Genomic DNA, 25,370 nt, shown 5'->3' on the forward strand with positions numbered 1-25,370 from the left:
TCGCTTACTGTGCGGTGCCGCTGTTCGCGCCCGACGTCAAGCCGACCTCGCGAACCTTTGCGATGGCGGCGCTTGCCGCTGCACGGTCGGCGAACGGGCCGGCGCGCAGCAACGTAAGCGTAGAGCCGTCAGCCTGCTTTCGATGTTCGGTATATGCGGGCACACCCGCCGCTTTCAACTTGGCCGCCCAATTGCGCGCGTTGGCGTCGTTCGCGAAGGCGCCGAGCTGCACGGCGAAACGACTGCCCGGCGGAGAAGCCGGCGTGCCGGAGTTCGCATCCGCGCTGGCGGCTGTGGTCGCGTCGTCGGAATTCGGGACCTGCGCAGCCGGTGCCGCCGGTGCGGTCGCAGCGTTATGCGTGACCGGCGGTTTCGTCGCCGGTTTGGCGGGCGCTGCGGGCGCCGATGGCGTGGTGTTTGCCGCCACGGACGGTGCTTGCGGTTTCGCTGCCGGCTTGGCCGCGGACGCCGCTGCGTTCGTCTCAGTGCTCGATTGCTTCGCGGCGCCGGACTGGCCTTGCTTGGCTGCCGTTGCCGGCGCAAGGCCGGATGCGGCGAGTGCCGCGTCTGGCGTTGCGGGGTTATCGGGTGCTACGCCAGCCTGCGTGTCTTCCTGGGCTTTGGCGAGCTTCGGCGCGGGACGGCTGGGAATGTCGATAGAGATGTCGTCTGTGACGGGCTTGGGGTGCGAGTCCAGCACCATTGGCAGAATCACGACCGCCGCCACGACCATCGCGATCGCGCCGACGAGGCGGCGACGTGCACGCTGCTTTTCCGGCAACGTAGGGTCGAGCAGCATCGCATCGGCGTCGACGGTGCGCTCCGTGCGGCGGGTTCGCCGCTCCACGCGCTCGCCACGGGCGGCCCGAGTGGAACTGGTGTTTGCGCCGCGCCGGGTGGGCGCGTCGTCTTTCTTGCCGAACGAGAAAATTCCCATGAATCGCTTGGTTCGAGCCTGGCGCCCGTTCAGTGTTGCTGCGATTTACGGTAGGCCATCACACCGGCTACCGTATAGAAACTGCCGAAAACCACGATTCTATCATTCTCTGACGCTCGTTTTAGCGCGTCTTGGAAAGCCTCTGCCGGCGTGGCGTAGCGCGTCACGCTGCTGTCGCCCCCCTCTTCCACGCCCTGCTCGCGCAAAGCCGCTTCCAGTTCTTCCGCCGACGCGGCCCGCGGCGTCGGCAAATCGGTCACGCACCAGTGATCGATTTCGCCTTTCAGGTTCGCCAGTACACCGGCAATGTCCTTGTCGCGCATCGCGCCGAACACCGCGTACGTGTAGGGGAAGAAACCCATGTTGCCGAGGTTTTGCGCCAGCACGGCCGCCGCGTGCGGATTGTGGCCGACATCCAGCACGATAGCCGGCTTGCCCGGCAGCACCTGGAAACGTCCCGGCAGTTCCACATTGGCAAGGCCGAGGCGGATGTCCTGCGCCGACACCGGCAGACGGTCACGCAGCGCTTCGAGCCCGGCCAGCGCCGCCGACGTGTTGATCAACTGGTTCGCGCCGCGCAGCGCCGGATAGGCCAGCGCCGAGCGCCGCATGGTCGGGCCGACGTAGCTCCATTGCTGGCGCTCGCTGCCGGCCTGGCCTTCATAGCGGAAATCGCGGCCGAACAGCCACAATTCGGCGCCGATTTTTTCCGCGTAATCGATCAGCGATTGCGGCGGAACCGGGTCCGCGCAGATCGCCGGCTTGCCCGGACGGAAAATACCGGCTTTTTCGAAGCCGATTTTCTCGCGCGTGTCGCCGAGATATTCGGTGTGGTCGATATCGATGCTCGTGATGATCGCGCAATCCGTATCGAGGATATTGACCGCGTCCAGACGGCCGCCCAGACCGACTTCGAAAATTACCGCGTCCAGTCCGCGCGAAGCGAACAGGCTCATGATCGCCAGCGTCGTGAATTCGAAGTAGGTCAGCGTGACCGGTTCGGCGAGGCTCAGGCGCGCGGCTTCGGCGGCTTCGAAGTGCGGCAGCAGCTCCGCGTCGCTGGCCATTGCGCCGTTCACCCGCGCGCGCTCATTGAACGACAGAAGATGCGGCGACGTGTGGCAGCCGACCGTGAACCCGGCGCGCAGCAGAATGGATTCGAGAATCGCGCAAGTGGAACCCTTGCCGTTCGTGCCGCCGACCGTGATCACCGGACACGCGAACGACAGCTGCATCGCGTCGCGCACCTCACTGATGCGGGCCAGCCCCATGTCGATGCCGACCGGATGCGCGGATTCAAGGTGCGTGAGCCACGCGTCGAGGGTGGGGAATGTGGTCATCGGGCGAATCGCGAGTAAATCGACTAGGCAGTGTTGCGAATGGGCGCGGAGCGAAGCGGGCGGCTGCGGCTGCGGCTGCGGCTGCGGCAGGAGTCTAGTCCGGCGGGCGCCACTTTATGCGCGCAAACCACACGCGCCTGCGCTGGCCGCTGTCGGCAACCGGCGCTGCGTTGCGAGACCGTGATTATCCCGGAAATGACAGCGCGCCGCTTGATCACTCACGCGGCGCGCTATTTTTTGCTGCTTCTGACGGCCGCCGCGCTTAAAAAGCGTGGCGACAGTTCACGCTGTTGCCTGCTTACGCGACTGCGTCAGCCGGCTGATGGCTCAAAAGCGCCATCAATTGAGCAAGCTCTTCACGCAGCTTGCGACGGTCGACGATCATGTCGATCGCGCCCTTCGTCAACAGGAACTCGGCGCGCTGGAAGCCTTCCGGCAGTTTCTCACGCACGGTTTGTTCGATCACGCGCGGACCGGCAAAACCGATCAACGCCTTAGGTTCAGCGATCACCACGTCGCCGAGGAACGCGAAACTGGCCGACACGCCGCCCATGGTCGGGTCGGTCAGCACGGAGATGAACGGCAGCTTGGCTTCGGCGAGCTTGGTCAGCATGGCCGTGGTCTTCGCCATCTGCATCAGCGACAACAGGCTTTCCTGCATGCGCGCGCCGCCCGAAGCGGTGAAGCAGATGAACGGCACTTTCTGTTCGAGCGCGTTCTGCGCGCCGCGCGCAAAGCGCTCGCCGACCACCGAACCCATCGAGCCGCCCATGAACGAGAACTCGAAGCAGGCCACCACCACCGGCAGCGTATGGATCGCACCGCCCATGACGACCATCGCGTCGGTTTCGTCGGTGTCGTCCATCGCCTCTTTCAGGCGGTCTGGATACTTGCGGCTGTCTTTGAACTTGAGCGCGTCGACCGGGACGATTTCCTGGCCGATCTCGTAGCGGCCTTCCGGATCGAGCAGACCGTCGAGCCGTTCGCGCGCGCCGATGCGCATGTGATGGTCGCACTTCGGGCAAACATGCAGATTGGCCTCGACGTCGTTGCGGTATAGCACCGCTTCACACGACGGGCACTTGATCCACAACCCTTCCGGAATCCCCTTGCGGTTCTTCGGGTCGGTTTGTTTGATTTTCGGCGGCAGCAGTTTGTCGAGCCAGCTCATAGTGAATCCTTCTCGGGTCTACGATCGCGCAAACGGCGGGACAAGCCCGCCGCTCACACTACAGAAGACAAAAATAACTGTTATCGGGCAGTCGCGACGCTATCCAGCGCCTCGCGCACTTCGGCGACGAAACGCGTCAGCGTTTCGGCAGCGGTTTCGGGCGCCGCCTGTTCGAGCAATTGCACGATACGGCTGCCGATCACGACGGCATCGGATACTTCGGCCACCGAACGCGCGGTTTGCGCGTCACGGATACCGAAACCGACGCCCACCGGCAGGGGGACGCGCGACTTGATGGCCGGGATTTTACTCGCGATGCTGGAAACGTCCAGATTTGCCGCTCCGGTCACGCCTTTCAACGACACATAATAGACGTAGCCGCTGGCAATCTTGCCAACTTCGGCAATACGCTCGTCGGTAGACGTGGGCGCCAGCAGGAAAATCGGATCGATGCCCGCAGATCGCATCTGTTGAGCAAAGTTAGCGCACTCTTCCGGCGGATAATCGACAACCAGTACGCCATCTACACCAGCATCCTTGGCCGCCTTCGCAAAGGCTTCGGTACCCATGCGTTCGATCGGATTGGCGTAGCCCATCAGCACCACGGGCGTGGTGTCATTGGTCTCGCGGAAGCGCTTGACGTCGGCGATCACGTGGCGCAGCGACACGCCATGGGCCAACGCGCGCTCCGACGACTGCTGGATCACTGGACCATCGGCCATCGGGTCGGAAAACGGCACGCCGAGTTCGATTACATCGGCGCCGCCGGCGGCGAGCGCATGCATGAATTCGACCGTGCGCGCGGGGTCGGGGTCGCCCGCCGTCATAAACGGAATCAGACCTTTCTTACCTTGGGCGGACAGCGCAGCAAACGTGTTCTTGATACGGGACATGGAATATTCTCGGATTTGGGTTACTGCGCAGCCGTGCTTATGCACGTCGCTCATTGCACTTCGGTTTGCCGTTGAGTTTTGGCTTTGACCCGGCGCGCAACAGGCGGATTAGCAGCGGCGCTGACGCGTTCGCGCGCGATCGCGCAGTAACTTTCATTGATTTCATAGCCGACGAATTCGCGCTGCTGACGGGCGCAAGCGACTGCGGTGGTGCCGCTGCCCATAAAAGGGTCGAGCACGCGGCCGCCCTTCGGACAACTTGCCAGCACCATCCGCTCCACAATTTCCAGAGGCTTCTGCGTAGGGTGCGCGACGCGCTCGGCATGTTGCCGATGCAGCCGCGATACCGACCAGACGTCCTTTGGATTGTAGCCAACCTCGAGCCACTTACTGCCTTCGAACAATTTACGCGAACGCGCCTTCTTCGTGGCTGCATCGTAGGGGATACGGACGGGATCTAGGTCGAAGAAGTAATCCTTCGACACCGCGAAAAAACCGATGTTGTCGTGCACCGAAGTGAACCGGCGCACCGTTCCGCCCATGCTCGGCACACGCCGGTCCCAGATGATTTCGTTGATCATCGTGAGTTTTGTCTTCAGGAAGCTGAAGATCTCCGGCGCGTACTGCCAGGTGCAGAAAATGTAGAGCGAACCCGACGGCTTGAGCTTCGGAATAGCCAGTTCGAGCCAGCCACGGGTCCAGGCGAGAAAATCTTCGCCCGTGCGCATGTCGGAGTCGTTGCCATAATCCTTGCCAAGCCCGTAAGGCGGATCGCATACGATGAGATCGATCGATCCGTCTGGAATGTTCGCTACATCGGTCAAAAAATCGCGGTTCAACAGGCGGATGCCGGCAGGCACCTGCGGCAACAGAGATGCAGGCGCCTCGGCCGCCGGACTATCGGCGGCCGGCGTGGTTTCAATTGCCGGCTGTGGCTCGTCGAACTCGTCACGCATCGTCGCGGCGCTCAGAACTGAATGCCCGATCGCTCAGCGACCGTATGCATGTCCTTGTCGCCGCGGCCCGACAAATTGACCAGAAGGTACTTGTCCTTCGGCAGCGTCGGCGCGAGTTTCGCGGCATAGGCCAGCGCGTGGCTGGATTCCAGTGCCGGAATGATGCCTTCGATTCGGCAGCAATCGTGGAACGCTTTGAGCGCTTCTTCGTCGGTGATGCCGACATATTCCGCGCGCTTGCTGTCTTTTAGCCAAGCGTGCTCGGGGCCGACACCCGGATAGTCCAAGCCCGCCGACACCGAATGCGTCTCGATGATCTGGCCGTTTTCGTCCTGAAGCAGGTACGTACGGTTGCCGTGCAGTACGCCCGGGCTTCCGCCAATCAGCGACGCGGCGTGGCGGCCGGACTCAATGCCGTCGCCGGCTGCTTCGACGCCGATCAGCTTCACTGAAGTGTCGTCAATGTACGGGTAAAAGATGCCCATCGCGTTGGAACCACCGCCAACGCACGCGATCACCGCATCCGGCTGTCGGCCAACCAGCTCAGGCATTTGCACCTTGCACTCGTCGCCGATCACGCGCTGGAAGTCGCGCACCATCATCGGGTAAGGATGCGGTCCCGCCACCGTGCCGATGATGTAGAACGTGTTTTCGACGTTGGTAACCCAGTCGCGCATGGCTTCGTTCAACGCGTCCTTCAAGGTTCGCGAGCCCGACTCGACCGGCACGACCGTCGCGCCGAGCAGCTTCATGCGGTAGACATTGGCGGCCTGGCGGCGCACGTCCTCGGCGCCCATGTAGACCACGCATTCCATGCCGAAACGCGCGGCGATGGTCGCCGTAGCCACGCCGTGCTGACCGGCGCCAGTTTCCGCGATCACTCGCGGCTTGCCCATGCGTTTAGCGAGCAACGCCTGGCCGATCACATTGTTGACCTTGTGTGCGCCGGTGTGATTCAAGTCCTCGCGCTTCAGGAAAATCTGCGCGCCGCCAAGCATTTCGCTCCAGCGCTGAGCGTGATAAATCGGCGACGGACGCCCAACGAAATACTTCAATTCGCGCTCGTATTCAGCGACGAATTCTGGGTCCTGCTTATATTTGTCGTATGCCGCACGCAACTCATCGAGCGCGTGGACCAGCGTTTCAGCGACGAACACGCCGCCAAATTGGCCGAAATGACCTCTTTCGTCAGGCAAGTTATACATGGTGATCACTCTTCTCAGTGTGGCGCGCGGCTCTCGTGCGAGACAACCGCCGCGCCGGAATCATTCGGCGTCCGCTGCGCGCACCGCGCGTACGAACGCCGCCATCCGGGCGTGATCTTTCACGCCCTTGGCGCCCGGCGTTTCGATGCCGCTCGAGACATCGACCGCGTACGGGCGCACGCGATGGATCGCTTCACTGACGTTTTGCGCGTTCAACCCACCACTCAAAACGGCCCGACGCGCGAGCTCTGCTGGAATAAGTGACCAATCGAAGACCTTCCCGCCGCCGCCGTACCCTTCGACATGGGTGTCGAACAGAAGGCCGCTGGCTGATGAATAGCTAAGGGCCGATTTTACCAAATCGGCCGGCTGAGTATCCGCCGCAACGCGCAACGCGCGCAACCAAGGCAAACCCGCAACGCCGGCGAGCGATTCGCACTGCTCGGGCGTCTCATCGCCGTGAAACTGCAGTAACGTGAGTCCAACGTTGCTCGCAACCTCGCGAATCCAGTCCGGCGTGGCGTTGACGAACAAGCCGACCACCGAGACGAACGGCGGCACATCGTGCACCAGTTCGACCGCCTGCGCGACGCTGACCGAACGCGGGCTCGGCGGGTAGAACACGAGGCCGATGGCGTCGGCGCCGAGGTCGATCGCCCGGGACACGTCTCCCGGCTTCGACAGGCCGCACAGCTTGATGCGCGTGCGGCGCGGCGCGGCCTGCTGCTGGGCGCCTTCGTGGGATTCGTTCGCGAGGTTTTCGGTTGAGTTCATGTTTGCGCTTGCTCGGTCCATACGGTATTCCACGGCACGCTGCCCGTTTGCGGCGCGGGCACGGCGAATTGCTCAGGATAGCCCACCTGCGCCAGATACAAACCGTCCGGCATGAAGGTCGGCGCGGCGAAATCGCGATCGCGGCTCGCGAGCACCTCGGCCATCCATTCGACCGGGCGACGGCCACCGCCGATGTAGACCAGGCAGCCCATCAGGTTGCGCACCATGTGGTGCAGGAACGCGTTCGCCCGAAAACGGAAATGGACGAAGTCGCCCTGTTGCTTCACGTCGATCTGATACAGGTGCTTGATCGGCGTTTTCGCCTGGCATTGCGACGAACGGAACGCCGAAAAGTCGTGTTCGCCGAGCAGGTGCGCGGCGGCCTTCTGCATAGCGTCGACGTCGAGCGCCGTATGCACCCAGCCGGCCCGCGTCGCCAGCATCGGCGAGCGCACTGGATGGACGTACAGCACGTAATAATAGGTCCGCTCGAACGCGGAGAAACGCGCGTGAAACTCGTCGGGCATCGGCTTGGCCCACTGCACCGAGATCGTCTTCGGCAGGAACGAATTGGTGCCGCGAACCCAGGAAACGTCGGCACGATCCAGTTCGGTATCGAAGTGCACAACCTGCCCAAGGCCATGCACCCCGGTATCCGTGCGCCCCGCGACGACCGTTTGCACCGGCGTCCGCGCAAACTCGCGCAGCGCCCGTTCGAGTTCGTCCTGCACGGTGTTGCGGTGCGGTTGCGACTGCCAGCCGCAGAATGCCGAACCGTCGTACTGGACGCCTAGAGCAATACGCTTCACGACAACGGGGCGAGCGTCGAGAGCAACGCGCGGGCCTCGGTGCGCGTACCCGGATCGTTCGTCTCGATCACTTCGTTGATGAGCGCGCGCGCGCCGGACAGATCGCCCAGCTCGATGTATTCGGCCGCCAGTTCGAGCTTGTTGCGGGCGATTCGGCTGAGATCGCTCTGCGTAAACGCCGGCAACGGCTGGGCCGGGCTCGGCGGCAACTCGAGATCGAAATCGAGCTTCAAGGCGCCGAAGCCGGCCGCACCCAGGCCCGTGCCAAACCCCGCGCCCAAGCCCGCGACGGCTGCGTGGCCTGCGGTGCCCGCCGTTATTTCGTCGGCAATGTGCGGCGTGTCGTCGTCCGGGTGGGGCAGCGGCGCGGCCTGTTGTGCAGTGGTTTCCGGCGACGCCACCGGCTGGCTCGACAGTGAGGCGGGCGCTTGCAAGGCATCGGCGGACGACTCGACGCGTGGGGGCAACGGCATGTCGAGGCTGCCGAACGCATCGACGGCGTCGCGCGGGAATTCGGTCGGCACGGCTGCGGGCGCGGACTGGGGTTGCGCTCGCGATGCTGGCTCGCGGGTCGGCGAGGCATCGGAAGATAACGCTTGAACCGGTTGATGCGGCTCGTGCGCCGGTTCGCTATGCGCCTGCTGCGCCTCTTCCGCCAACGGCTTGGCAGGCGAAGCTGCATCGCTGTGCGACTGACCGAACGCCGGAGGGGAGTGCGGCTCGACGTGCGGCTGCGTGAAATCGACCGCCGGCGGCACGTTCAGATGACGCTGCGATTCGATCGACGGCTCCAGCCTTGCGGCCGGCGTATCGTCCCATTGCAGACGATGAGCGGGCTCCTCGTGCAGGAAGGCGTCGTCGACGGGCTCGAGCGGCGCCAACGGCAACGCCTCAGCACCGAGTTCCGCGGCGGCGGCAAGGCTCGCGGCCGTGGTCGCGCTGTCGAAGTCGTCGTGGTGGGGCGTGGGGAGAGGTTCCGGATTCAAACCGCCCTGAGCGGACGGAGCGACGTTTGGACTCAATTGCGCAGGTTCGACTGATGCGGGCGCGGCGTCGCGCTCTTGCGAGATGTGGTCGGGCGCGTTGAGGTCGGGTGAAGGGAAGGTTTTGTGGCCTGCGGTGGGTTGATTTTCTGCTGCACGTTCTGCGGTTGCGCGTTCTGCTGCTGCCCGCTCGGCCTCGGCCTGCTCTGCTGCCGTGCGTTCCGCCGCTGCGTGTTCAGCCTCTGCCTGCTCCGCTGCGGTGCGTTCCGCGGTCGCGTGTTCTGCCGCTGCCTGCTCCGCTGCCGTACGTTCCGCCGCTGCGTGTTCTGCCGTAGCCTGCTCTGCTGCCGTACGTTCCCCCGCTGCGTGTTCCGCCGCAGCCTGCTCCGCTGCCGTACGTTCCGCCGCTGAGTGTTCAGCCGCGGCCTGCTCCGCTGCCGCACGCTCTGCCGCTGCATGATCCGCTGCTTTTTCCGCCGCCTCCCGCGCAGCGGCCTGACGGATTTCCGCTTCGCGCTCCGCCGCGACCCGTTCCGCCATTTCACGCGCCGCCGCGTCGCCTTCCGCAGCTTCGCGCTCCGCAGCCGCCAGTGCCGCCGCGTTTCCAACCGCCGAATCATCGCCGACGTCCGACGCTCCGCGCTCCGGAATCTGCTCGCGCGTCGACACGACGTCCTGCGGACCCGTTGCCCGCGCGGACACTGCCGTATCGCCATCCGCCGACGCAGCGTCAGCCGCCAGACGTTCGCGCTTACGCCGGCCCATGCGCAGCGCCGCCAGCAGCGCGACCAGCGCCGCGCCAATCGCCGCCGCCACACTCAACTCCGTCTGCGACATGCCAGCATCACTCGATGTCGATGCCACCGGCGTAGAGCCGTGACTCGGCACAGCCGCCGCTGATGACACGCCAACCGCCGGTTGCGCGACGCCGGTCGACGCCGTGTTGGTAGCGGGAGGCGTCCCGCCGATGCCGTGTTTCTGCAACTCCATCAGCACGCGATTTTTCAGCGCGAGCAATTGCTGCAGGCTCGACACCTGCGCACGCGGTTGCGATGCCGGCTGCGCGGCGGTCGTCGCCGGAGTCGTTCCGGCACCAGCCGCTGATGCACCTTCAGCCTCGCTAGCCGAGGGCTGAATCGAACCGGACCACGCATGAGTACCGCTGGCCGGCAATGCCGCCGCCTGCGATCCCGCGATCGGCGCCGACGAACCCGTGCTACCCGGTGTCGCCGAGCTCGCCTCAGTGGCCGCACTGGCCACCGCCGAAACAGCAGGGGCGGCTGGCGCCGCAGCGCTTGCTGCGCTTGCCGCCCCCGCGTTGGCCTGCGCCACGGCACTCGCAGCGTCGGTCGCAGGAGCCACATTGGGCGCCGAAGCAGGCGCAGCCGCGACGCCCGCCGCCGACGCCGCCAGCGCACCCGACGCATCCAGCACCGGCACCGTCAACACCGCACCCAGCCGCAACCGGCTCGGGTCGTGGCTCATGAACGCATTCGGATTCGCATCGAACAACGCGCGCGAGGCACGTGCGAGCGTCGCCTTGTCGTGCGACTGCGTGACGGCAATCGCCACGTCGTTCAGCGACTGCCCAGGCCGCACCGTCACTTGACCACCGTTCGCGTACGAAACAGAGGCGGCTTCTGGTGCGCTCGCGGCATCGCCCGGTGCGGCAGTCGCGCTGCCCACGCCAGCGCACACAAGCGCAGCGGACACAGCGACGGCGGCCGTCAATCGGCTCGCACCCGGAAGATTGAACATAGCCCGAAGGGATGAGAGTCGAAGGTTCATCGGGACTCCTGGCGCGTCAGCGCGCAGCCCTTTTTTGCGGTTGGAAAGAGACAAGATAATCGGAGCACACAATGAAAAAAGCGCCGCGCAAGCGCGACGCTTCTTGAGTTTTCTACGCGTCGCGAGCGCGTAGTTTACTTTACTTGTCGAGCACAATGCGAAGCATGCGACGCAGCGGTTCCGCAGCGCCCCACAACAGCTGATCGCCGACCGTGAAAGCCGACAGATATTCGCCGCCCATGGCCAGTTTGCGCACGCGCCCGACCGGCACCGTCAGCGTACCCGTCACCACTGCGGGGGACAGATCGCGCATGGACGCTTCGCGCTCGTTCGGCACGACCTTGACCCAGTCGTTGCCCGACGCGAGGATGCTGTTCACTTCGTCCAGCGGCACGTCCTTATTCAGCTTGATGGTCAATGCCTGCGAGTGGCAGCGCATTGCGCCGATGCGCACGCACAGGCCGTCGACAGGAATCGAACCCGGCGTGCCCATGGCCGGCTTGCCGAGAATCTTGTTGGTTTCCGCGCCGCCCTTCCACTCTTCCTTCGACATGCCGTTGCCGAGATCCTTGTCGATCCACGGAATCAGCGAGCCGGCGAGCGGCACGCCGAAATTGTCGGTCGGCATGCGGTCGCTGTTCATCGCGGAAAGCACGCGTCGGTCGATGTCGAGAATCGCCGACGACGGATCCGCCAGGTCTTCCTTGGCCGCGCCGTATAGGGTGCCCATTTGCTGCAGCAGTTCGCGCATGTTCTGCGCGCCCGCGCCCGAAGCGGCCTGATACGTCATGGCCGTCATCCAGTCGACGAGGTTCTCGCGGAACAGACCGCCGAGCGCCATCAACATCAGGCTGACCGTGCAATTGCCGCCGATGAAATTCTTCTGGCCCTTGACCAGCGCGTTCTTGATCACGTCGAGGTTGACCGGATCGAGAATGATGACGGCGTCGTCCTTCATGCGCAGCGACGAAGCCGCGTCGATCCAGTAGCCGTTCCAGCCCGCAGCGCGCAGCTTCGGGAACACTTCGTTCGTGTAGTCGCCGCCCTGGCACGAGATGATCGCTTCGCACTTCTTCAGGTCGTCGATGCTTGTCGCATCTTTGAGCTTGGTCTCGTTTTTGGCGAACGACGGCGCGTTGCCGCCCGCGTTGCTGGTGCTGAAAAACACCGGTTCGATAAGATCGAAATCGCCTTCCTGCTGCATGCGTTGCATCAGGACGCTGCCGACCATGCCGCGCCAACCTACGAGACCTACGTTCATGACTTCATACCCTTCGAAATGGAAACTTCCCCGCATCTTTGCCCGCAGTGACCGCGCGGGGAAGATGAGCGGGCACGACGGACGATCAGCGTTTCGTGATCGTTTTCGGGGTAATCGCTTTGGTGGTGGTAATGGCGAGCTCAACCACACGGGCCGTTTTGCCGTGCAGTTTCGAAATCGAGGAGATTTGAGCCAGTTGTGCCATCGCCACAATATACACGAAAACCGGAATCCGGCGACGCCGTTGCTGTCGCTTTCGTCCACCACCGTTGTCTGAAATACACGCGAAACAGCCAGTTTTCGAGGCCGTTTCGCGTTTTATGCCGCTTTACAGCGCGGCGACCACCGCGTCGCCCATCGCCACCGTGCCAACCTGCTTGCAACCCGGCGTGAGAATGTCGCCGGTGCGATAGCCTTGTTCGAGCACCTTTTTCACCGCGTTTTCGATACGATCCGCCTGTTCCGCCTTGTTCAGCGAATAGCGCAGCATCATGGCCGCCGACAGAATGGTGGCGAGCGGATTCGCCACGCCCTTGCCGGCGATGTCCGGTGCCGAACCGTGCGACGGCTCGTACAAGCCCTTGTTGTCCTTGTCGAGCGAGGCCGACGGCAGCATGCCGATCGAGCCGGTCAGCATGGCTGCTTCATCGGAAAGAATGTCGCCGAACATGTTGCCGGTGACAACCACGTCGAACGCCTTCGGCGCCTTCACCAGCTGCATCGCCGCGTTGTCGACATACATGTGCGACAGTTCGACGTCCGCATATTCCTTCGACACGTCGATCATCACGTCGCGCCAGAATTGCGAGGTTTCGAGCACATTGGCCTTGTCCACGCTCGTCAGCTTCTTCTGGCGCTTTTGCGCCGCCTGAAACGCGACGTGCGCAATGCGGCGCACTTCAGGCTCCGAATAGCGCATTGTGTCGAAGCCTTCCTTCGCGCCTTCGAACAGCCCGTCCGGCGACGAACGCACGCCGCGCGGTGCGCCGAAATAGATGTCGCCGTTCAGTTCGCGCACGATCAGGATATCGAGGCCCGAAACGATCTCTTCCTTCAACGACGAAGCGCCCGTCAGTTGCGGATAGCAGATCGCCGGACGGAAGTTCGCGAACAGTTGCAGGTGCTTGCGCAGACCCAAAATGGCCTGCTCCGGACGCAGCGCGCGTTCGAGCGAATCGTACTTCCAGTCGCCAACGGCGCCGAACAGGATCGCGTCGGCTTCTTTCGCCAGCGCCAGCGTCGAATCGGGCAGCGGGTGGCCCTTCGCTTCGTAGCCCGCGCCGCCAACCGGCGCTTCTTCGAGTTCGAACTTTTCGCCGAGCACGTTCAGAACCTTGACGGCTTCCTTGACGATTTCGGGACCGATGCCGTCGCCCGGCAAGACTGCGATCTTCATGCGAATTCCTTGAGGTTTGCTTCGAGAATGGGAGTGCCCCAGACCTGTCGCTTCGCGTCAGCCCCCCGAGGGGGCAAGAAAACTTGTCGCGGCCCGGCGTTTTCTTGCGAGCGTGAATCTGCGGGGCGGGCCTTGATCGGCCCTCACGCATTTAACCGACGATGCGGTGCGCCAGCCAAGGCTGTTTCGCAATACGCTCCGCTTCGAACTGGCGAATTTTGTCCGCGTGCCGCAGCGTGAGGCCGATGTCGTCGAAACCGTTCAGCAGACAGTACTTGCGGAACGCCGCGACTTCGAACGGATATTCGGTGCCGCCGTCCGACGTGCGCACGACTTGCGCCTCGAGGTCGACCGTCAGTTTGAAACCGTTGAACGCATACGTTTCGTTGAACAGGTGATCGACCTGCTGTTCAGTCAGCACGATCGGCAGCACGCCGTTCTTGAAGCAGTTGTTATAGAAAATGTCGGCGAAACTCGGCGCGATCAGCGCACGAAAGCCGTATTGCTCCAGCGCCCACGGCGCGTGCTCCCGCGAGCTGCCGCAGCCGAAGTTCTTGCGCGCCAGCAACACCGAAGCGCCCTGATAACGCGGCTGGTTCAGCACGAAATCCGGATTCAGCGGGCGCTTCGAATTGTCCTGACCCGGCTCGCCGTGGTCGAGGTAACGCCATTCGTCGAAAGCATTCGGACCGAAACCGGTGCGCTTGATTGACTTCAGGAATTGCTTCGGAATGATCGCGTCGGTGTCGACGTTCTCGCGATCGAGCGGCGCCACGACGCCGGTGTGTACGATGAATTTTTCCATGACGCTTGCGCCTGTTTCAAGACCGGGCATGCGCGCGGCGGCCGGAAAGCCGCTCGGCGCATCGCCGGCAAAAATCAAAACCCGCTTATTTATCAGCGTGATTGCTGATCGAATTGCCGAGGTGCGACATGTCCTCGCCGAATCCGTGCACCGTGTTGCAACCGGCCAGACCGAGCAACAGCCCAGCCAGCGTACCGAGAGCGAAGCGGCGCAATAGAGTGGTGCGATTGATGTTCTTCATCATGCGTGTTTATCCAAGCTGGCGAATATCGACGAAATGCCCTTCGATGGCGGCAGCCGCAGCCATTGCGGGGCTCACGAGGTGGGTACGGCCACCGGCGCCCTGACGACCTTCGAAATTCCGATTCGACGTGGACGCGCAACGCTCGCCCGGCTCGAGCCGGTCGGCGTTCATGGCGAGACACATCGAGCAACCCGGTTCACGCCATTCGAAACCGGCGTCGGTGAAGACCTTGTCGAGACCTTCACGTTCCGCCTGCGCCTTCACGAGCCCCGAACCCGGCACGACCATGGCCAGACGGATATTCGGCGCCACGCGGCGGCCCAGCTTCTTCACGACGTAAGCCGCGGCGCGAATGTCTTCAATGCGCGCGTTGGTGCACGACCCAATGAAGATTTTATCCGGCTTGATCGACTCGATCGGCGCATTCGGTTCGAGCGCCATGTATTTCAGCGCGCGCTCCATGGCGTCGCGCTTGACCGGGTCTTTCTCGCGATCCGGATCCGGCACGCGGCCGTCCACGGCCGTGACCATTTCCGGCGACGTGCCCCACGTGACTTGCGGCACGATCTCGGCGGCGTTCAGTTCGACCACGCGGTCGAAGTGCGCGCCTTCGTCAGACTTGAACTGCTTCCAATACTCGACCGCGTGATCCCATTCCACGCCTTCCGGCGAGAACGGACGGCCTTTCAGATACTCGATGGTGGTGTCGTCGACCGCGACCATGCCGGCGCGCGCGCCAGCTTCGATCGCCATGTTGCAGACCGTCATGCGGCCTTCCATGGAGAGCGCGCGAATGGTCGACCCGCCGAACTCGATTGCATAGCCGGTGCCGCCCGCCGTGCCGATCTTGCCGATGATGGCGAGCACGATGTCTTTCGCGGTGCAGCCGCGCGGCAGCGCGCCTTCCACCTTCACCAGCATGTTCTTGCTTTTCTTCTGCAAAAGCGTTTGCGTGGCCAGCACGTGCTCGACTTCCGACGTGCCGATGCCATGCGCCAACGCGCCGAACGCGCCGTGCGTGGACGTGTGCGAATCTCCGCAGACGATCGTCATGCCCGGCAGCGTAGCGCCCTGCTCCGGCCCGATGATGTGCACGATGCCCTGACGCAGATCGTTCATCTTGAACTGCGTGATGCCGTAGGCGTCGCAGTTCGAATCGAGCGTGTCGACTTGCAGCTTGGAAACCGGATCGGCGATGCCGTGGCTGCGGTCCGTGGTCGGCACGTTATGGTCCGAGACCGCCAGGTTCGCGCTGATGCGCCACACCGGACGCTCAGCCAGTTTCAGGCCTTCGAACGCCTGAGGGCTGGTGACTTCGTGCAGCAGGTGACGGTCGATATAGAGAATCGTCGTGCCGTCTTCTTCCGTGTGGACCACGTGTGTGTTCCACAATTTGTCGTAGAGAGTCTGTGCCATGGTATGCGGGGTAGTAATGACTTCGGGCTGACCGTGTCGGTCGATTATGCCACGCAGAGTCCCGCCTGGGCCGCTCAATCAGGGAGAAAACCGATAAAAAACAGGGAGTTGGGTGGTAGTGTCGATACCTGTATGGACGTTACCCGGCACGCGCGACGCGCCCGCCGCTTGTTGCGCCGCCGCGCGTTTGAACGCTCACAGCGCGGAACCAGAAGCCGGAAACAAAACGCCCCGACGGAAAACCCGTCGGGGCGTTTTTTCAGCAGCAGACTCCGTACGTTCTAATTCGCAGCACACGCAGCCACGACGAACTATACGGACTCAAACCCGATCAACGTTGCGCGATCGGCTTGGCTTCGCGCTGCGTATCGCCGATAAACAGCTGACGCGGACGGCCAATCTTCTGTTCCGGATCGGCGATCATTTCGTTCCACTGCGCAATCCAGCCGACCGTACGTGCCATCGCGAAGATACACGTGAACATCGAGGTCGGAATGCCCAGCGCGCGCTGCACGATGCCCGAGTAGAAATCGACGTTCGGGTACAGCTTGCGCGACACGAAGTATTCGTCTTCCAGCGCGATCTTTTCCAGTGCCATGGCCAGCTTGAACAGCGGGTCGTCGTGCAGGCCCAGCTCTTCCAGCACTTCGTGGCAGGTTTCGCGCATCAGCTTCGCACGCGGGTCGTAGTTCTTGTAGACGCGGTGACCGAAGCCCATCAGCTTCACGCCCGAGTTCTTGTCCTTCACCTGCTTGATGAACTCAGGAATGTTGTCGACCGAGCCGATTTCTTCCAGCATGTTCAGTGCGGCTTCGTTCGCACCGCCGTGCGCCGGGCCCCACAGACACGCGATACCAGCCGCGATACACGCGAACGGATTCGCGCCCGACGAGCCGGCGAGACGCACGGTCGAGGTCGATGCATTCTGCTCGTGATCTGCATGCAGGATCAGGATACGGTCCAGCGCGCGCACCAGCACGTCATTGACCTTGTACTCTTCGCACGGGTTCGAGAACATCATGTGCATGAAGTTCGCGCTGTACGACAGGTCGTTCTTCGGGTACGCAAACGGCTGGCCGATGCTGTACTTGTACGCCATGGCGACCAGCGTCGGCAGCTTCGCGATCATGCGAATGGCCGACACTTCACGGTGACGCGGATTGTTGATGTCGAGCGAGTCGTGATAGAACGCCGACAGTGCGCCGACTGCGGCGACCAGAATCGCCATCGGGTGCGCGTCACGACGGAAACCACGGAAGAAGAAGTGCATTTGCTCATGCACCATCGTGTGGTTCGTGACCGTCTTGACGAATTCGGCGTTCTGCTCTGCGTTCGGCAGTTCGCCTTTCAGCAGCAGATAGCAGGTTTCGAGGAAGTCGGCGTTTTGCGCGAGGTTGTCGATCGGGTAGCCGCGATACAGCAGCTCGCCCTTGTCGCCGTCGATGTAGGTGATCGCCGAATTGCAAGCCGCCGTCGACATGAAGCCCGGGTCGTACGTGAACTTGCCGGTCTGGCCGTACAGTTTGCGGATGTCGATCACGTCCGGGCCGAGAGTGCCCTTGTAAATCGGCATTTCAACGCTCGGCGAATTGTCGCTGAACGATAGCGTGGCTTTAACATCTGACGGGGTCATAGCACATCCTCAATCGAAGTATGGAAACAGGGTTTCGATAATTGCACGCCTGGAACAACGGACAAGCTGCGCTCAAAGCCGGTTATGCCGGTCAGGCATTCCGCAGCAGCTCCAGCACCCGGATCACATCCGGGTCGGCAAGGTCGCCTTCCGGTTCCTTGCGTACGAGCAGCAAGTCCATCAGGTCGTTATCGCTCAGCTCGAGCAGGCGCGTGAGGGCGCCCACATCCGCATCGCTGAGGTCATGCTCATATCGGCTGAAAAAACGCTCAAAGATCAGATCGTTTTCCAGCAGGCCCCGCCGCGCGCGCCAGCGAAGACGCGCGCGGCGGAGAGGGTCGGACTGATGCGATGTTGATTCCATCTCAGACAGCGCGGCGAACCATCAATTCCTTGATCTTGCCAATCGCCTTGGTCGGGTTCAGGCCCTTCGGGCAAACGTCGACACAGTTCATGATGGTATGGCAACGGAACAGACGGTACGGATCTTCCAGGTTGTCGAGTCGTTCGCCCGTCGCTTCGTCGCGGCTGTCCGCGATGAAACGGTAGGCTTGCAACAGGCCGGCCGGACCGACGAACTTGTCCGGATTCCACCAGAAGCTCGGGCACGAAGTCGAGCAGCTAGCGCACAGAATACATTCGTACAGGCCGTCGAGCTCGTCGCGCTCTTCCGGCGACTGCAGACGTTCCTTTTCCGGCGGCGGCGTGTCGTTGATCAGGTACGGCTTGATCGAATGATACTGGTTGAAGAACTGCGTCATGTCGACGATCAGGTCGCGAATGACCGGCAGTCCCGGCAGCGGACGCAGCACGATCTTTTGCGGCAGATCGTTCATGTTCTGCAGGCAGGCCAGACCGTTCTTGCCGTTGATGTTCATGGCGTCCGAACCGCACACGCCTTCGCGGCACGAACGGCGGAACGACAGCGTTTCGTCGACTGCCTTCAACTTCAGCAGCGCGTCGAGCAGCATGCGCTCATGCGAGTCGATCTCGATCTCGTACGTTTGCATGCGCGGCGCTGCGTCCTTGTCCGGGTCGTAGCGGTAAATTTCAAATGTACGCTTTGCCATTTCTGAATTCCTTTGACTTGTGCCTTAGAAGGTCCGCGCTTTCGGCGGAACCGATTCGACCGTCAGCGGTTGCATGTGCACCGGCTTATAGTCAAGGCGATCGCCTTCGCTGAACCACAGCGTATGGCGCATCCAGTTTTCGTCGTCGCGATGTTCGAAGTCGTTTTGCGCGTGCGCGCCACGGCTTTCTTTACGCGCTTCGGCGGAAACCATCGTGGCGCGTGCCACTTCGATCAGGTTCGCCACTTCCAGCGCTTCGACCCGCGCGGTGTTGAACACCTTCGACTTGTCCTTCAAATGGATGTTGTCGACGCGGTCAGCCACTTCGCGAATGCGCTCCACGCCCTCGGCCAGCAGCGCCGAGGTGCGGAACACGCCGGCGTGCTTCTGCATCGTGCCGCGAATGTCGTTCGCGACCGATTGCGCGTACTCGCCCGAAGACGAGCTGTCGAGCTTCGCCAGACGCGACAGCGCGAAATCAGCGGCGTCGGCCGGCAGCGGCTTGTGCTCCTTGATTTCCTTCACGTGCTTGACGATGTGGTTGCCGGCCGCGCGGCCGAACACCACCAGGTCGAGCAGCGAGTTCGTGCCGAGACGGTTCGCGCCGTGCACCGACACGCACGAGCATTCGCCCACTGCGTAGAAGCCGTTGACCGGGTCTTCAGCGCCCTTCGACGTACCCACGACCTGGCCGTTGATGTTCGTCGGAATACCACCCATCTGATAGTGGATGGTCGGCACGACCGGAATCGGTTCTTTAATGCAATCGACGTTCGCGAACTTCAGCGCGATTTCGCGGATCGACGGCAGACGCTTCATGATCGTCTCGGCGCCAATGTGCGACAGGTCGAGCAGCACGTGATCCTTGTTCGGACCGACGCCGCGGCCTTCCTTGATTTCCTGGTCCATCGAACGGGACACGAAGTCACGCGGCGCCAGATCCTTCAGGGTCGGCGCGTAGCGTTCCATGAAACGCTCGCCATTCGAGTTGCGCAGAATGCCGCCTTCGCCGCGCACGCCTTCGGTAATCAGCACGCCCGCGCCGGCCACGCCGGTCGGGTGGAATTGCCAGAATTCCATGTCTTGCAGCGCGATGCCCGAACGCGCCGCCATGCCCAGACCGTCGCCGGTGTTGATGAACGCGTTGGTGGATGCCGCGAAAATCCGGCCCGCGCCGCCCGTGGCGAACAGCGTGGTCTTGCCTTCGAGAATGTAGACGTCGCCGGTTTCCATTTCCAGCGCGGTCACGCCGAGCACGTCGCCTTCGGAGTCGCGGATCAGATCCAGCGCCATCCATTCGACGAAGAACTGCGTCTTGGCCTCGACGTTTTGCTGATACAGCGTGTGCAGCAGCGCGTGACCGGTACGGTCAGCCGCCGCGCAAGCGCGTTGCACCGGCTTTTCGCCGTAGTTCGCGGTGTGGCCGCCGAACGGGCGCTGATAGATCGTGCCGTCCGCGTTACGGTCGAACGGCATGCCGAAGTGTTCGAGTTCGTACACAGCGTTCGGTGCTTCGCGGCACATGAACTCGATCGCGTCCTGGTCGCCGAGCCAGTCCGAACCCTTGATCGTGTCGTAGAAGTGGTAATGCCAGTTGTCTTCGCTCATGTTGCCGAGCGATGCGCCAATGCCGCCTTGAGCAGCAACCGTGTGCGAACGCGTCGGGAACACCTTGGACAGCACGCAGACCGACAGACCGGCGCGCGCGAGTTGCAGCGAAGCGCGCATCCCCGAGCCGCCTGCGCCGACGATAACCACGTCAAACTTGCGACGCGGCAGAGAATTCTTGATTGCAGCCATTCTTTTACACTCTCCAGAGAATCTGCGCAGCGTAGCCCGCACACGCGAGCAGCCAGACGATCGTCAGCGCTTGAAGCAACAGGCGGATGCCAACGGGCTTCACATAGTCCATCCAGATGTCGCGGATACCCACCCACGCGTGGTAGAACAGCGAAAGCAGCGTGACGAACGTGGCGAGCTTCATCCATTGCGTGGCGAAGATCGACGCCCAGCCGTCGTACGAGAAATCGCGCGCGCCGAAGAACCAGGCGAGCAGGATGACCGTGTAGATTGCCATCACGGCGGCGGTAATACGCTGGGCCAGCCAGTCGCGCAGACCGTAATGCGCGCCGACGACGAGACGCTTCGAACCGATTCGGTTATTTGATGACATTGTTTAGAATGCTCCGAACAGTTTTGCCGCGAATGCGATGGTGAGCAGCGACGACACGACGAGAACGACGATGGAGGTCGACTTGCCCTTTTCCTTCGTCACTGCGTTGTGGTTCGTGTCCATTAGCAAGTGGCGGACGCCGGCGCAGAAGTGAAACAGGAAGGCCCACGCGAGAACGAGCGTGATGAGCTTGACGATGATGTTGGAGAGGAAACCCTTGAAGACTTCGAAGCTGAGTTCAGAAGTCAGGCTCTGATCGAGGAGGTACAGCAGGAACGGAAGAAAAACAAAAAGCAGACCACCGCTCACGCGGTGCAAGATCGATACTCGCCCCGCTAGAGGGAGACGATACGCCGTCAATATCTGCCCGATACCGATGTTCCGGAATTCCGGCCTCGGTTTTTTTACGGCTTCAGCCATGCTAGACCCCTACTATGTAGTCACACTAATCCGCAATTTTAGCGCCTTTTTATATCGCGCTGCAGCGAAAACCACGACAGGTCCGTTACAGCACGCACGATAAAGGCGCCTTCAAACAGGCGCGCGCGTGGGACGCAGCGCCCTCATTCAGCCCAATTCAGCTTAGATCGTTCTGATAGTAATACCCGGTTGTGACATACCAACCGCGGCGTACTTCAACCGGCCGGTCCCCATATGTATAGGACACGCGCTCGACAGATAGCAGCGGAAACCCTGCTGGCACATGCAGCAGATCGGCCACGGAAGGCTCAGCCGCCACCGCGCGGATCTTCTCCGTTGCGCGGATCATGCGGGTGCCGAATTCCGTCTCGAACATCGCGTAGAGCGGACCTTTATACTCCGACAATCGCTCGAGCGTGAGGCCGCGGAACACCGCGCCCGGCAGCCAGATTTCGTCGAGCACGGTGACTTCGCCGTCGAACTGCAGCAAGCGCTTGATCAATACGACTGGGTCCGCCGGTTTCAGATCGAGTTGCCGGGCAATGTCCGCCGAAGCACGCAAGCGCCGGCATTCAAGCAGACGGCTGACGTGCGGGTGCTCCGCGCCGTCATCGGCCAGTAATCTGAGGAAGCGAAACTGGGCGCGGTCTTCGTTGTGCGTCGCAACAAACGTGCCCTTGCCCTGGCGGCGCACGAGCAGGTTGTCGGCGGCAAGTTCGTCGATCGCTTTGCGCACCGTTCCCTGACTGACCTTGTATCTGGCCGCCAATTCGACTTCACTAGGAATGATCTCGCCCGGCTTCCACTCGCCGCTTTCGAGGCTCTGCGTGATCAACCCCTTGATCTGCTGATATAACGGGCTGAAAGTGGGCGACGTGGCCGTGGGCGCAGCGGGTACACCCTCTCCCGCGACCCCTTGGCCGCTCGGATTCGTGGTGTTCGCCGGGTTCGAATTCATGCGCGCATTTCATCATAAAGGGCTAGGCCGCGTCTAGGGTTTTCCCCGCAACAGATATGTCTTATATAAGACATAAGATAATGTTGACTTTGTGTCTGACGACTCCTACACTCCTTGTCGAGCAAGGGTTTGCGGGTTTTTCGGCGGCTATTTGATGCAGCGCCGCGACGCACCGGCAGCCACTCTGCACCATGCTGTTCCCACGCAGTTCAGGTTTCGATTTCGCCGCCATTCGCTGGTCAGACGCTTGCCGAAACGCGCTGTTTGCAGGAGCCCGCACCGTGCAGCGGCTACCCGGCGCCTCGTATTCCGCTCCCGTGCGGCAGTACAGATTCCAGCATGGCGGTCTCGCCGCAACGCGCCCGTTGGCCTCCGCAGATTTCGAGGCAGTCCGCGTGAGTGAATTCCGCCGTGTTTCACAACGCTTCGCTGAACGCGCATATAGAATGGCGTTTTCCCTAGCGTCTAACGCATCGTCCTGGAGATTTCTCAATGGCTAAGCCCGCAAAGCGCGTTGCCGTCACCGGCGCCGCAGGTCAAATCGCTTACTCCCTGCTGTTCCGCATCGCCAATGGCGACCTGCTCGGCAAGGACCAACCGGTCGTCCTGCAACTGCTCGACCTGCCGCAAGCGCAAGGCGCCGTCAAAGGCGTCGTGATGGAACTGGATGATTGCGCATTCCCGCTGCTGTCGGGCGTCGTAATCACCGACGATCCCGAAGTTGCATTCAAGGATGCAGACGTGGCCCTGCTGGTCGGCGCGCGTCCGCGTTCGAAAGGCATGGAGCGTAAAGACCTGCTGTCGGCCAACGCCGAAATCTTCACGGTTCAGGGCAAGGCGCTGAACAAGGTCGCGAGCCGCGACGTGAAGGTGCTGGTGGTCGGCAACCCGGCCAACACGAACGCCTACATTGCCATGAAGTCGGCGCCGGATCTGCCGAAGAAGAACTTCACCGCCATGCTGCGTCTGGACCACAACCGTGCGCTGTCGCAACTGGCCGCCAAGTCGGGCAAGCCGGTCGCGTCGATCGAAAAGCTGGCTGTGTGGGGCAACCACTCGCCGACCATGTACCCGGATTTCCGCTTTGCAACGGCAGAGGGTCAAGACCTGACCAAGCTGATCAACGACGATGAATGGAACCGCAACACGTTCATCCCGACCGTCGGCAAGCGCGGCGCTGCGATCATCGAAGCGCGCGGCCTGTCGTCGGCAGCGTCGGCGGCTAACGCGGCAATCGACCACGTGCGTGACTGGGTGCTCGGCACGAACGGCAAGTGGGTCACCATGGGTATTCCGTCGGACGGCTCGTACGGCATTCCGGAAGACATCATCTACGGCGTGCCGGTTACGTGCGAAAACGGCGAGTACAAGCGCGTCGAAGGTCTGGAAATCGATGCGTTCTCGCGCGAAAAGATGGACGGCACGCTGAACGAACTGCTCGAAGAGCGCGAAGGCGTTCAACACCTGCTCGGCTAAGCGGCCGGCTGATGCAGACGGACCGGAACTCGTGAGAGAACGCCAGGCTGCCCTCGGGGGCCTGGCGCGAAGCGAGAAGTCTGGCGCGGCGCTCACAGGCGCCGCCGCGGCGGGTTCCGGTTTTTTACATGCGAATGCTGCTATTCGCATCTGATCCGAGCGCGTTTTGCGCAGTTACCGCGATGGTCCGGCAGCGCGCGCCCGAATCGGATTTCTCCAAACCAAACATTACCCACGCTCCTGACGCCGAGAATGCGCGCCCTCACACCCGCCGAAGTGCTGTTTGACGGCGAAGTGCCGCCCGCTGTGCTGCCTGCCTGCGATCACTACGCCGGCAGCGAAAAGCTGATGCTGAAATCGTTGGCCTTGCAGCAGCAACTGGGGCCCGTGTTCGACATCACGCTCGATTGCGAAGACGGCGCGCAGGTCGGCCGCGAAGCGGAGCACGCGGAACTGGTCGCGTCGTTCCTGGGCAGCGAGCATGACCGCTTCGGCCGCGTCGGCGTGCGGATTCACGACTTCGATCACGCGCACTGGCGCGACGACGTCCGTCTCATTCTGCGCGCCGCGAAGCGAGCGCCTGCTTACATCACCCTGCCGAAGATTCGCAACGTCCCTGATGCCGCCGAAATGGTCGCGTTCATTGAGGCGACGCGGCGCGAACTGGGCATCGCGCAACCGGTGCCGGTGCAATTGCTGGTCGAAACGCACGGTGCGCTGACGCGTGTGTTCGACCTGGCCGCGCTGCCCGGCGTGGAAGCGCTGAGCTTCGGCCTGATGGACTTCGTCTCCGCGCACGACGGCGCGATTCCCGATACCGCCATGCGCTCGCCCGGCCAGTTCGATCATCCGCTGGTGCGGCGCGCGAAGCTGGAAATCTCAGCTGCCTGCCATGCATACGGCAAAGTGCCTTCGCATAACGTCAGCACGGAGGTGCGCGACATGAGCGTGGTCGCCAACGACGCCGCGCGCGCCCGCAACGAGTTCGGCTACACGCGCATGTGGAGCATCCATCCGGCGCAGATCGAAGCAATCGTCGCCGCATTCGCGCCGCGCGACGAAGAGATCGCCATCGCCACCGAAATCCTGCTTGCCGCGCAGTCCGCGCAATGGGGCCCGACGCGCCATCACGACACGCTGCATGACCGCGCGAGCTATCGGTACTACTGGTCGGTCCTGCGTCGAGCGCAAGCTACGGGGCGTGCCGTCCCGCAAGACGCTGCGCCGCTCTTCGCGAAAGTGGGCACTGACGTGCCAGCAGGATCATGAGTGTGAAAGTCGCTGCGGCAATCAGCGCGGCGGCCATGAGCGGTCCATGCGCACGCCGTGAGGCAATCGAAACAGTCCACCGTGTGGCGCTGCGCGAGTCGGGCGTCGAACGCACGGGTCAATCAGAAGCATCGAGCAGGCACAAAGGAGATTGCGGGAGATGAGCGAGACGACGCAAACCGCCGGTGCACAAGGCGGCAACGAACCCCAAAGCGGTTTCAAACCTAAGAAATCCGTCGCCCTGTCGGGCGTGACGGCGGGCAACACGGCCCTCTGCACGGTCGGCAAGACCGGCAACGACCTGCACTACCGCGGCTACGACATTCTCGATATTGCGAGCGCCTGCGAATTCGAAGAAATCGCGTACCTGCTCGTGCACGAAAAGCTGCCGAC

At 62.5% G+C, this 25,370-nt stretch carries 25 protein-coding genes; 4 read left to right on the forward strand and 21 right to left on the reverse strand.

Annotated elements, in window-relative coordinates:
* Nucleotides 1–4: 4 nt before the first annotated feature.
* The 10 genes from B0G75_RS27985 to asd all read right to left on the reverse strand — a co-directional run bounded on the left by B0G75_RS27985 (nucleotide 5) and on the right by asd (nucleotide 12,117).
* Nucleotides 5–937, reverse strand: coding sequence for an SPOR domain-containing protein (locus B0G75_RS27985; RefSeq protein WP_106313328.1), 933 nt, complete (start codon nucleotides 935–937; stop codon nucleotides 5–7).
* Nucleotides 938–966: 29 nt separating this feature from the next.
* Nucleotides 967–2,277 carry a bifunctional tetrahydrofolate synthase/dihydrofolate synthase gene (folC, locus tag B0G75_RS27990; protein ID WP_106313329.1) on the reverse strand — a complete coding sequence of 437 codons (1,311 nt, stop codon included), beginning with the start codon at nucleotides 2,275–2,277 and terminating at the stop codon, nucleotides 967–969.
* Nucleotides 2,278–2,575: 298 nt separating this feature from the next.
* A complete protein-coding gene (gene accD / locus B0G75_RS27995; protein ID WP_012428630.1) occupies nucleotides 2,576–3,448 on the reverse strand; it encodes an acetyl-CoA carboxylase, carboxyltransferase subunit beta in 873 nt (290 codons plus the stop codon).
* A gap of 80 nt (nucleotides 3,449–3,528) precedes the next feature.
* Nucleotides 3,529–4,341, reverse strand: a complete 813-nt coding sequence (gene trpA, locus B0G75_RS28000; protein ID WP_106313330.1) for a tryptophan synthase subunit alpha — start codon at nucleotides 4,339–4,341, stop codon at nucleotides 3,529–3,531.
* 50 nt (nucleotides 4,342–4,391) lie between these two features.
* The gene (locus B0G75_RS28005) at nucleotides 4,392–5,297 is read right to left on the reverse strand and encodes a site-specific DNA-methyltransferase (protein WP_106313331.1); all 906 of its coding nucleotides are present in this window, start codon (nucleotides 5,295–5,297) and stop codon (nucleotides 4,392–4,394) included.
* Between the two features lie 11 nt (nucleotides 5,298–5,308).
* Entirely contained in the window at nucleotides 5,309–6,502 is a 1,194-nt protein-coding gene (gene trpB, locus B0G75_RS28010; protein ID WP_106313332.1) for a tryptophan synthase subunit beta, read from the reverse strand.
* Nucleotides 6,503–6,562: 60 nt separating this feature from the next.
* The gene (locus tag B0G75_RS28015) at nucleotides 6,563–7,276 is read right to left on the reverse strand and encodes a phosphoribosylanthranilate isomerase (protein ID WP_106313333.1); all 714 of its coding nucleotides are present in this window, start codon (nucleotides 7,274–7,276) and stop codon (nucleotides 6,563–6,565) included.
* Nucleotides 7,273–8,085 (reverse strand): tRNA pseudouridine(38-40) synthase TruA, encoded by an 813-nt coding sequence (truA, locus tag B0G75_RS28020; RefSeq protein ID WP_106313334.1) that lies wholly within the window; start codon nucleotides 8,083–8,085, stop codon nucleotides 7,273–7,275. Before truA ends, B0G75_RS28015 begins: the two co-directional genes overlap by 4 nt.
* Complete coding sequence (locus tag B0G75_RS28025; protein ID WP_106313335.1) at nucleotides 8,082–10,856, reverse strand: FimV/HubP family polar landmark protein; 2,775 nt, start codon at nucleotides 10,854–10,856, stop codon at nucleotides 8,082–8,084. The genes truA and B0G75_RS28025 overlap by 4 nt, the downstream gene beginning before the upstream one ends.
* Before the next feature lie 139 nt (nucleotides 10,857–10,995).
* On the reverse strand, nucleotides 10,996–12,117 hold the full coding sequence (gene asd, locus B0G75_RS28030; protein WP_012428637.1) for an aspartate-semialdehyde dehydrogenase: 1,122 nt from the start codon (nucleotides 12,115–12,117) through the stop codon (nucleotides 10,996–10,998).
* Here asd and B0G75_RS40830 point away from each other — a divergent pair.
* A complete protein-coding gene (locus tag B0G75_RS40830; protein ID WP_181309369.1) occupies nucleotides 12,116–12,394 on the forward strand; it encodes a hypothetical protein in 279 nt (92 codons plus the stop codon). The two genes, asd and B0G75_RS40830, sit on opposite strands and share 2 nt — an antisense overlap.
* A 51-nt stretch (nucleotides 12,395–12,445) precedes the next feature.
* Here B0G75_RS40830 and leuB read toward each other — a convergent pair whose 3' ends face one another.
* From leuB to B0G75_RS28085, 11 genes are all read right to left on the reverse strand, one after another.
* Entirely contained in the window at nucleotides 12,446–13,513 is a 1,068-nt protein-coding gene (leuB, locus tag B0G75_RS28035; protein ID WP_106313336.1) for a 3-isopropylmalate dehydrogenase, read from the reverse strand.
* A gap of 151 nt (nucleotides 13,514–13,664) precedes the next feature.
* Nucleotides 13,665–14,318: a 3-isopropylmalate dehydratase small subunit gene (gene leuD, locus B0G75_RS28040; protein WP_106313351.1), complete on the reverse strand. Its 654-nt coding sequence runs from the start codon at nucleotides 14,316–14,318 to the stop codon at nucleotides 13,665–13,667.
* An 85-nt stretch (nucleotides 14,319–14,403) separates the two neighbouring features.
* Nucleotides 14,404–14,562 (reverse strand): entericidin A/B family lipoprotein, encoded by a 159-nt coding sequence (locus tag B0G75_RS28045; RefSeq protein ID WP_012428640.1) that lies wholly within the window; start codon nucleotides 14,560–14,562, stop codon nucleotides 14,404–14,406.
* 6 nt (nucleotides 14,563–14,568) lie between these two features.
* Nucleotides 14,569–15,978: a 3-isopropylmalate dehydratase large subunit gene (leuC, locus tag B0G75_RS28050; protein WP_106313337.1), complete on the reverse strand. Its 1,410-nt coding sequence runs from the start codon at nucleotides 15,976–15,978 to the stop codon at nucleotides 14,569–14,571.
* Nucleotides 15,979–16,309: 331 nt separating this feature from the next.
* Nucleotides 16,310–17,611, reverse strand: coding sequence for a citrate synthase (gene gltA / locus B0G75_RS28055; RefSeq protein ID WP_012428642.1), 1,302 nt, complete (start codon nucleotides 17,609–17,611; stop codon nucleotides 16,310–16,312).
* 91 nt (nucleotides 17,612–17,702) lie between these two features.
* Nucleotides 17,703–17,975: a succinate dehydrogenase assembly factor 2 gene (locus B0G75_RS28060; protein WP_106282590.1), complete on the reverse strand. Its 273-nt coding sequence runs from the start codon at nucleotides 17,973–17,975 to the stop codon at nucleotides 17,703–17,705.
* 1 nt (nucleotide 17,976) lies between these two features.
* Entirely contained in the window at nucleotides 17,977–18,681 is a 705-nt protein-coding gene (locus B0G75_RS28065; RefSeq protein WP_012428644.1) for a succinate dehydrogenase iron-sulfur subunit, read from the reverse strand.
* 24 nt (nucleotides 18,682–18,705) lie between these two features.
* Nucleotides 18,706–20,481: a succinate dehydrogenase flavoprotein subunit gene (gene sdhA, locus B0G75_RS28070; protein WP_106313338.1), complete on the reverse strand. Its 1,776-nt coding sequence runs from the start codon at nucleotides 20,479–20,481 to the stop codon at nucleotides 18,706–18,708.
* A gap of 4 nt (nucleotides 20,482–20,485) precedes the next feature.
* Nucleotides 20,486–20,854 (reverse strand): succinate dehydrogenase, hydrophobic membrane anchor protein, encoded by a 369-nt coding sequence (gene sdhD, locus B0G75_RS28075; RefSeq protein ID WP_012428646.1) that lies wholly within the window; start codon nucleotides 20,852–20,854, stop codon nucleotides 20,486–20,488.
* 3 nt (nucleotides 20,855–20,857) lie between these two features.
* Nucleotides 20,858–21,274, reverse strand: coding sequence for a succinate dehydrogenase, cytochrome b556 subunit (gene sdhC / locus B0G75_RS28080; protein WP_106313339.1), 417 nt, complete (start codon nucleotides 21,272–21,274; stop codon nucleotides 20,858–20,860).
* 157 nt (nucleotides 21,275–21,431) lie between these two features.
* Entirely contained in the window at nucleotides 21,432–22,232 is an 801-nt protein-coding gene (locus B0G75_RS28085) for a GntR family transcriptional regulator (protein ID WP_012428648.1), read from the reverse strand.
* Between the two features lie 492 nt (nucleotides 22,233–22,724).
* On the opposite strand from B0G75_RS28085, the gene B0G75_RS28090 reads away from it, so the two are divergent.
* The 3 genes from B0G75_RS28090 to B0G75_RS28100 form a co-directional block, all read left to right on the forward strand.
* Nucleotides 22,725–23,708: a malate dehydrogenase gene (locus tag B0G75_RS28090; protein WP_106313340.1), complete on the forward strand. Its 984-nt coding sequence runs from the start codon at nucleotides 22,725–22,727 to the stop codon at nucleotides 23,706–23,708.
* Nucleotides 23,709–23,960: 252 nt separating this feature from the next.
* Nucleotides 23,961–24,977 carry a CoA ester lyase gene (locus B0G75_RS28095; protein WP_106313341.1) on the forward strand — a complete coding sequence of 339 codons (1,017 nt, stop codon included), beginning with the start codon at nucleotides 23,961–23,963 and terminating at the stop codon, nucleotides 24,975–24,977.
* Nucleotides 24,978–25,137: 160 nt separating this feature from the next.
* A partial coding sequence (locus tag B0G75_RS28100) for a citrate/2-methylcitrate synthase (RefSeq protein ID WP_308705936.1) occupies nucleotides 25,138–25,370 on the forward strand: 233 nt, incomplete at its 3' end.

This window comes from Paraburkholderia sp. BL18I3N2, from assembly GCF_003001875.1.
Taxonomy (GTDB): domain Bacteria; phylum Pseudomonadota; class Gammaproteobacteria; order Burkholderiales; family Burkholderiaceae; genus Paraburkholderia; species Paraburkholderia phytofirmans.

Excerpts from the sequence above, each read along its gene's own strand:
- B0G75_RS27985 (WP_106313328.1), bottom strand. The coding sequence starts at position 937 with ATGGGAATTTTCTCGTTCGGCAAGAAAGACGACGCGCCCACCCGGCGC.
- folC (WP_106313329.1), bottom strand. The coding sequence starts at position 2,277 with ATGACCACATTCCCCACCCTCGACGCGTGGCTCACGCACCTTGAATCC.
- accD (WP_012428630.1), bottom strand. The coding sequence starts at position 3,448 with ATGAGCTGGCTCGACAAACTGCTGCCGCCGAAAATCAAACAAACCGAC.
- trpA (WP_106313330.1), bottom strand. The coding sequence starts at position 4,341 with ATGTCCCGTATCAAGAACACGTTTGCTGCGCTGTCCGCCCAAGGTAAG.
- B0G75_RS28005 (WP_106313331.1), bottom strand. The coding sequence starts at position 5,297 with ATGCGTGACGAGTTCGACGAGCCACAGCCGGCAATTGAAACCACGCCG.
- trpB (WP_106313332.1), bottom strand. The coding sequence starts at position 6,502 with ATGTATAACTTGCCTGACGAAAGAGGTCATTTCGGCCAATTTGGCGGC.
- B0G75_RS28015 (WP_106313333.1), bottom strand. The coding sequence starts at position 7,276 with ATGAACTCAACCGAAAACCTCGCGAACGAATCCCACGAAGGCGCCCAG.
- B0G75_RS28025 (WP_106313335.1), bottom strand. The coding sequence starts at position 10,856 with ATGAACCTTCGACTCTCATCCCTTCGGGCTATGTTCAATCTTCCGGGT.
- B0G75_RS40830 (WP_181309369.1), top strand. The coding sequence starts at position 12,116 with ATGACTTCATACCCTTCGAAATGGAAACTTCCCCGCATCTTTGCCCGC.
- asd (WP_012428637.1), bottom strand. The coding sequence starts at position 12,117 with ATGAACGTAGGTCTCGTAGGTTGGCGCGGCATGGTCGGCAGCGTCCTG.
- leuB (WP_106313336.1), bottom strand. The coding sequence starts at position 13,513 with ATGAAGATCGCAGTCTTGCCGGGCGACGGCATCGGTCCCGAAATCGTC.
- leuD (WP_106313351.1), bottom strand. The coding sequence starts at position 14,318 with ATGGAAAAATTCATCGTACACACCGGCGTCGTGGCGCCGCTCGATCGC.
- B0G75_RS28045 (WP_012428640.1), bottom strand. The coding sequence starts at position 14,562 with ATGATGAAGAACATCAATCGCACCACTCTATTGCGCCGCTTCGCTCTC.
- leuC (WP_106313337.1), bottom strand. The coding sequence starts at position 15,978 with ATGGCACAGACTCTCTACGACAAATTGTGGAACACACACGTGGTCCAC.
- gltA (WP_012428642.1), bottom strand. The coding sequence starts at position 17,611 with ATGACCCCGTCAGATGTTAAAGCCACGCTATCGTTCAGCGACAATTCG.
- B0G75_RS28060 (WP_106282590.1), bottom strand. The coding sequence starts at position 17,975 with ATGGAATCAACATCGCATCAGTCCGACCCTCTCCGCCGCGCGCGTCTT.
- B0G75_RS28065 (WP_012428644.1), bottom strand. The coding sequence starts at position 18,681 with ATGGCAAAGCGTACATTTGAAATTTACCGCTACGACCCGGACAAGGAC.
- sdhA (WP_106313338.1), bottom strand. The coding sequence starts at position 20,481 with ATGGCTGCAATCAAGAATTCTCTGCCGCGTCGCAAGTTTGACGTGGTT.
- sdhD (WP_012428646.1), bottom strand. The coding sequence starts at position 20,854 with ATGTCATCAAATAACCGAATCGGTTCGAAGCGTCTCGTCGTCGGCGCG.
- sdhC (WP_106313339.1), bottom strand. The coding sequence starts at position 21,274 with ATGGCTGAAGCCGTAAAAAAACCGAGGCCGGAATTCCGGAACATCGGT.
- B0G75_RS28085 (WP_012428648.1), bottom strand. The coding sequence starts at position 22,232 with ATGAATTCGAACCCGGCGAACACCACGAATCCGAGCGGCCAAGGGGTC.
- B0G75_RS28090 (WP_106313340.1), top strand. The coding sequence starts at position 22,725 with ATGGCTAAGCCCGCAAAGCGCGTTGCCGTCACCGGCGCCGCAGGTCAA.
- B0G75_RS28095 (WP_106313341.1), top strand. The coding sequence starts at position 23,961 with ATGCGCGCCCTCACACCCGCCGAAGTGCTGTTTGACGGCGAAGTGCCG.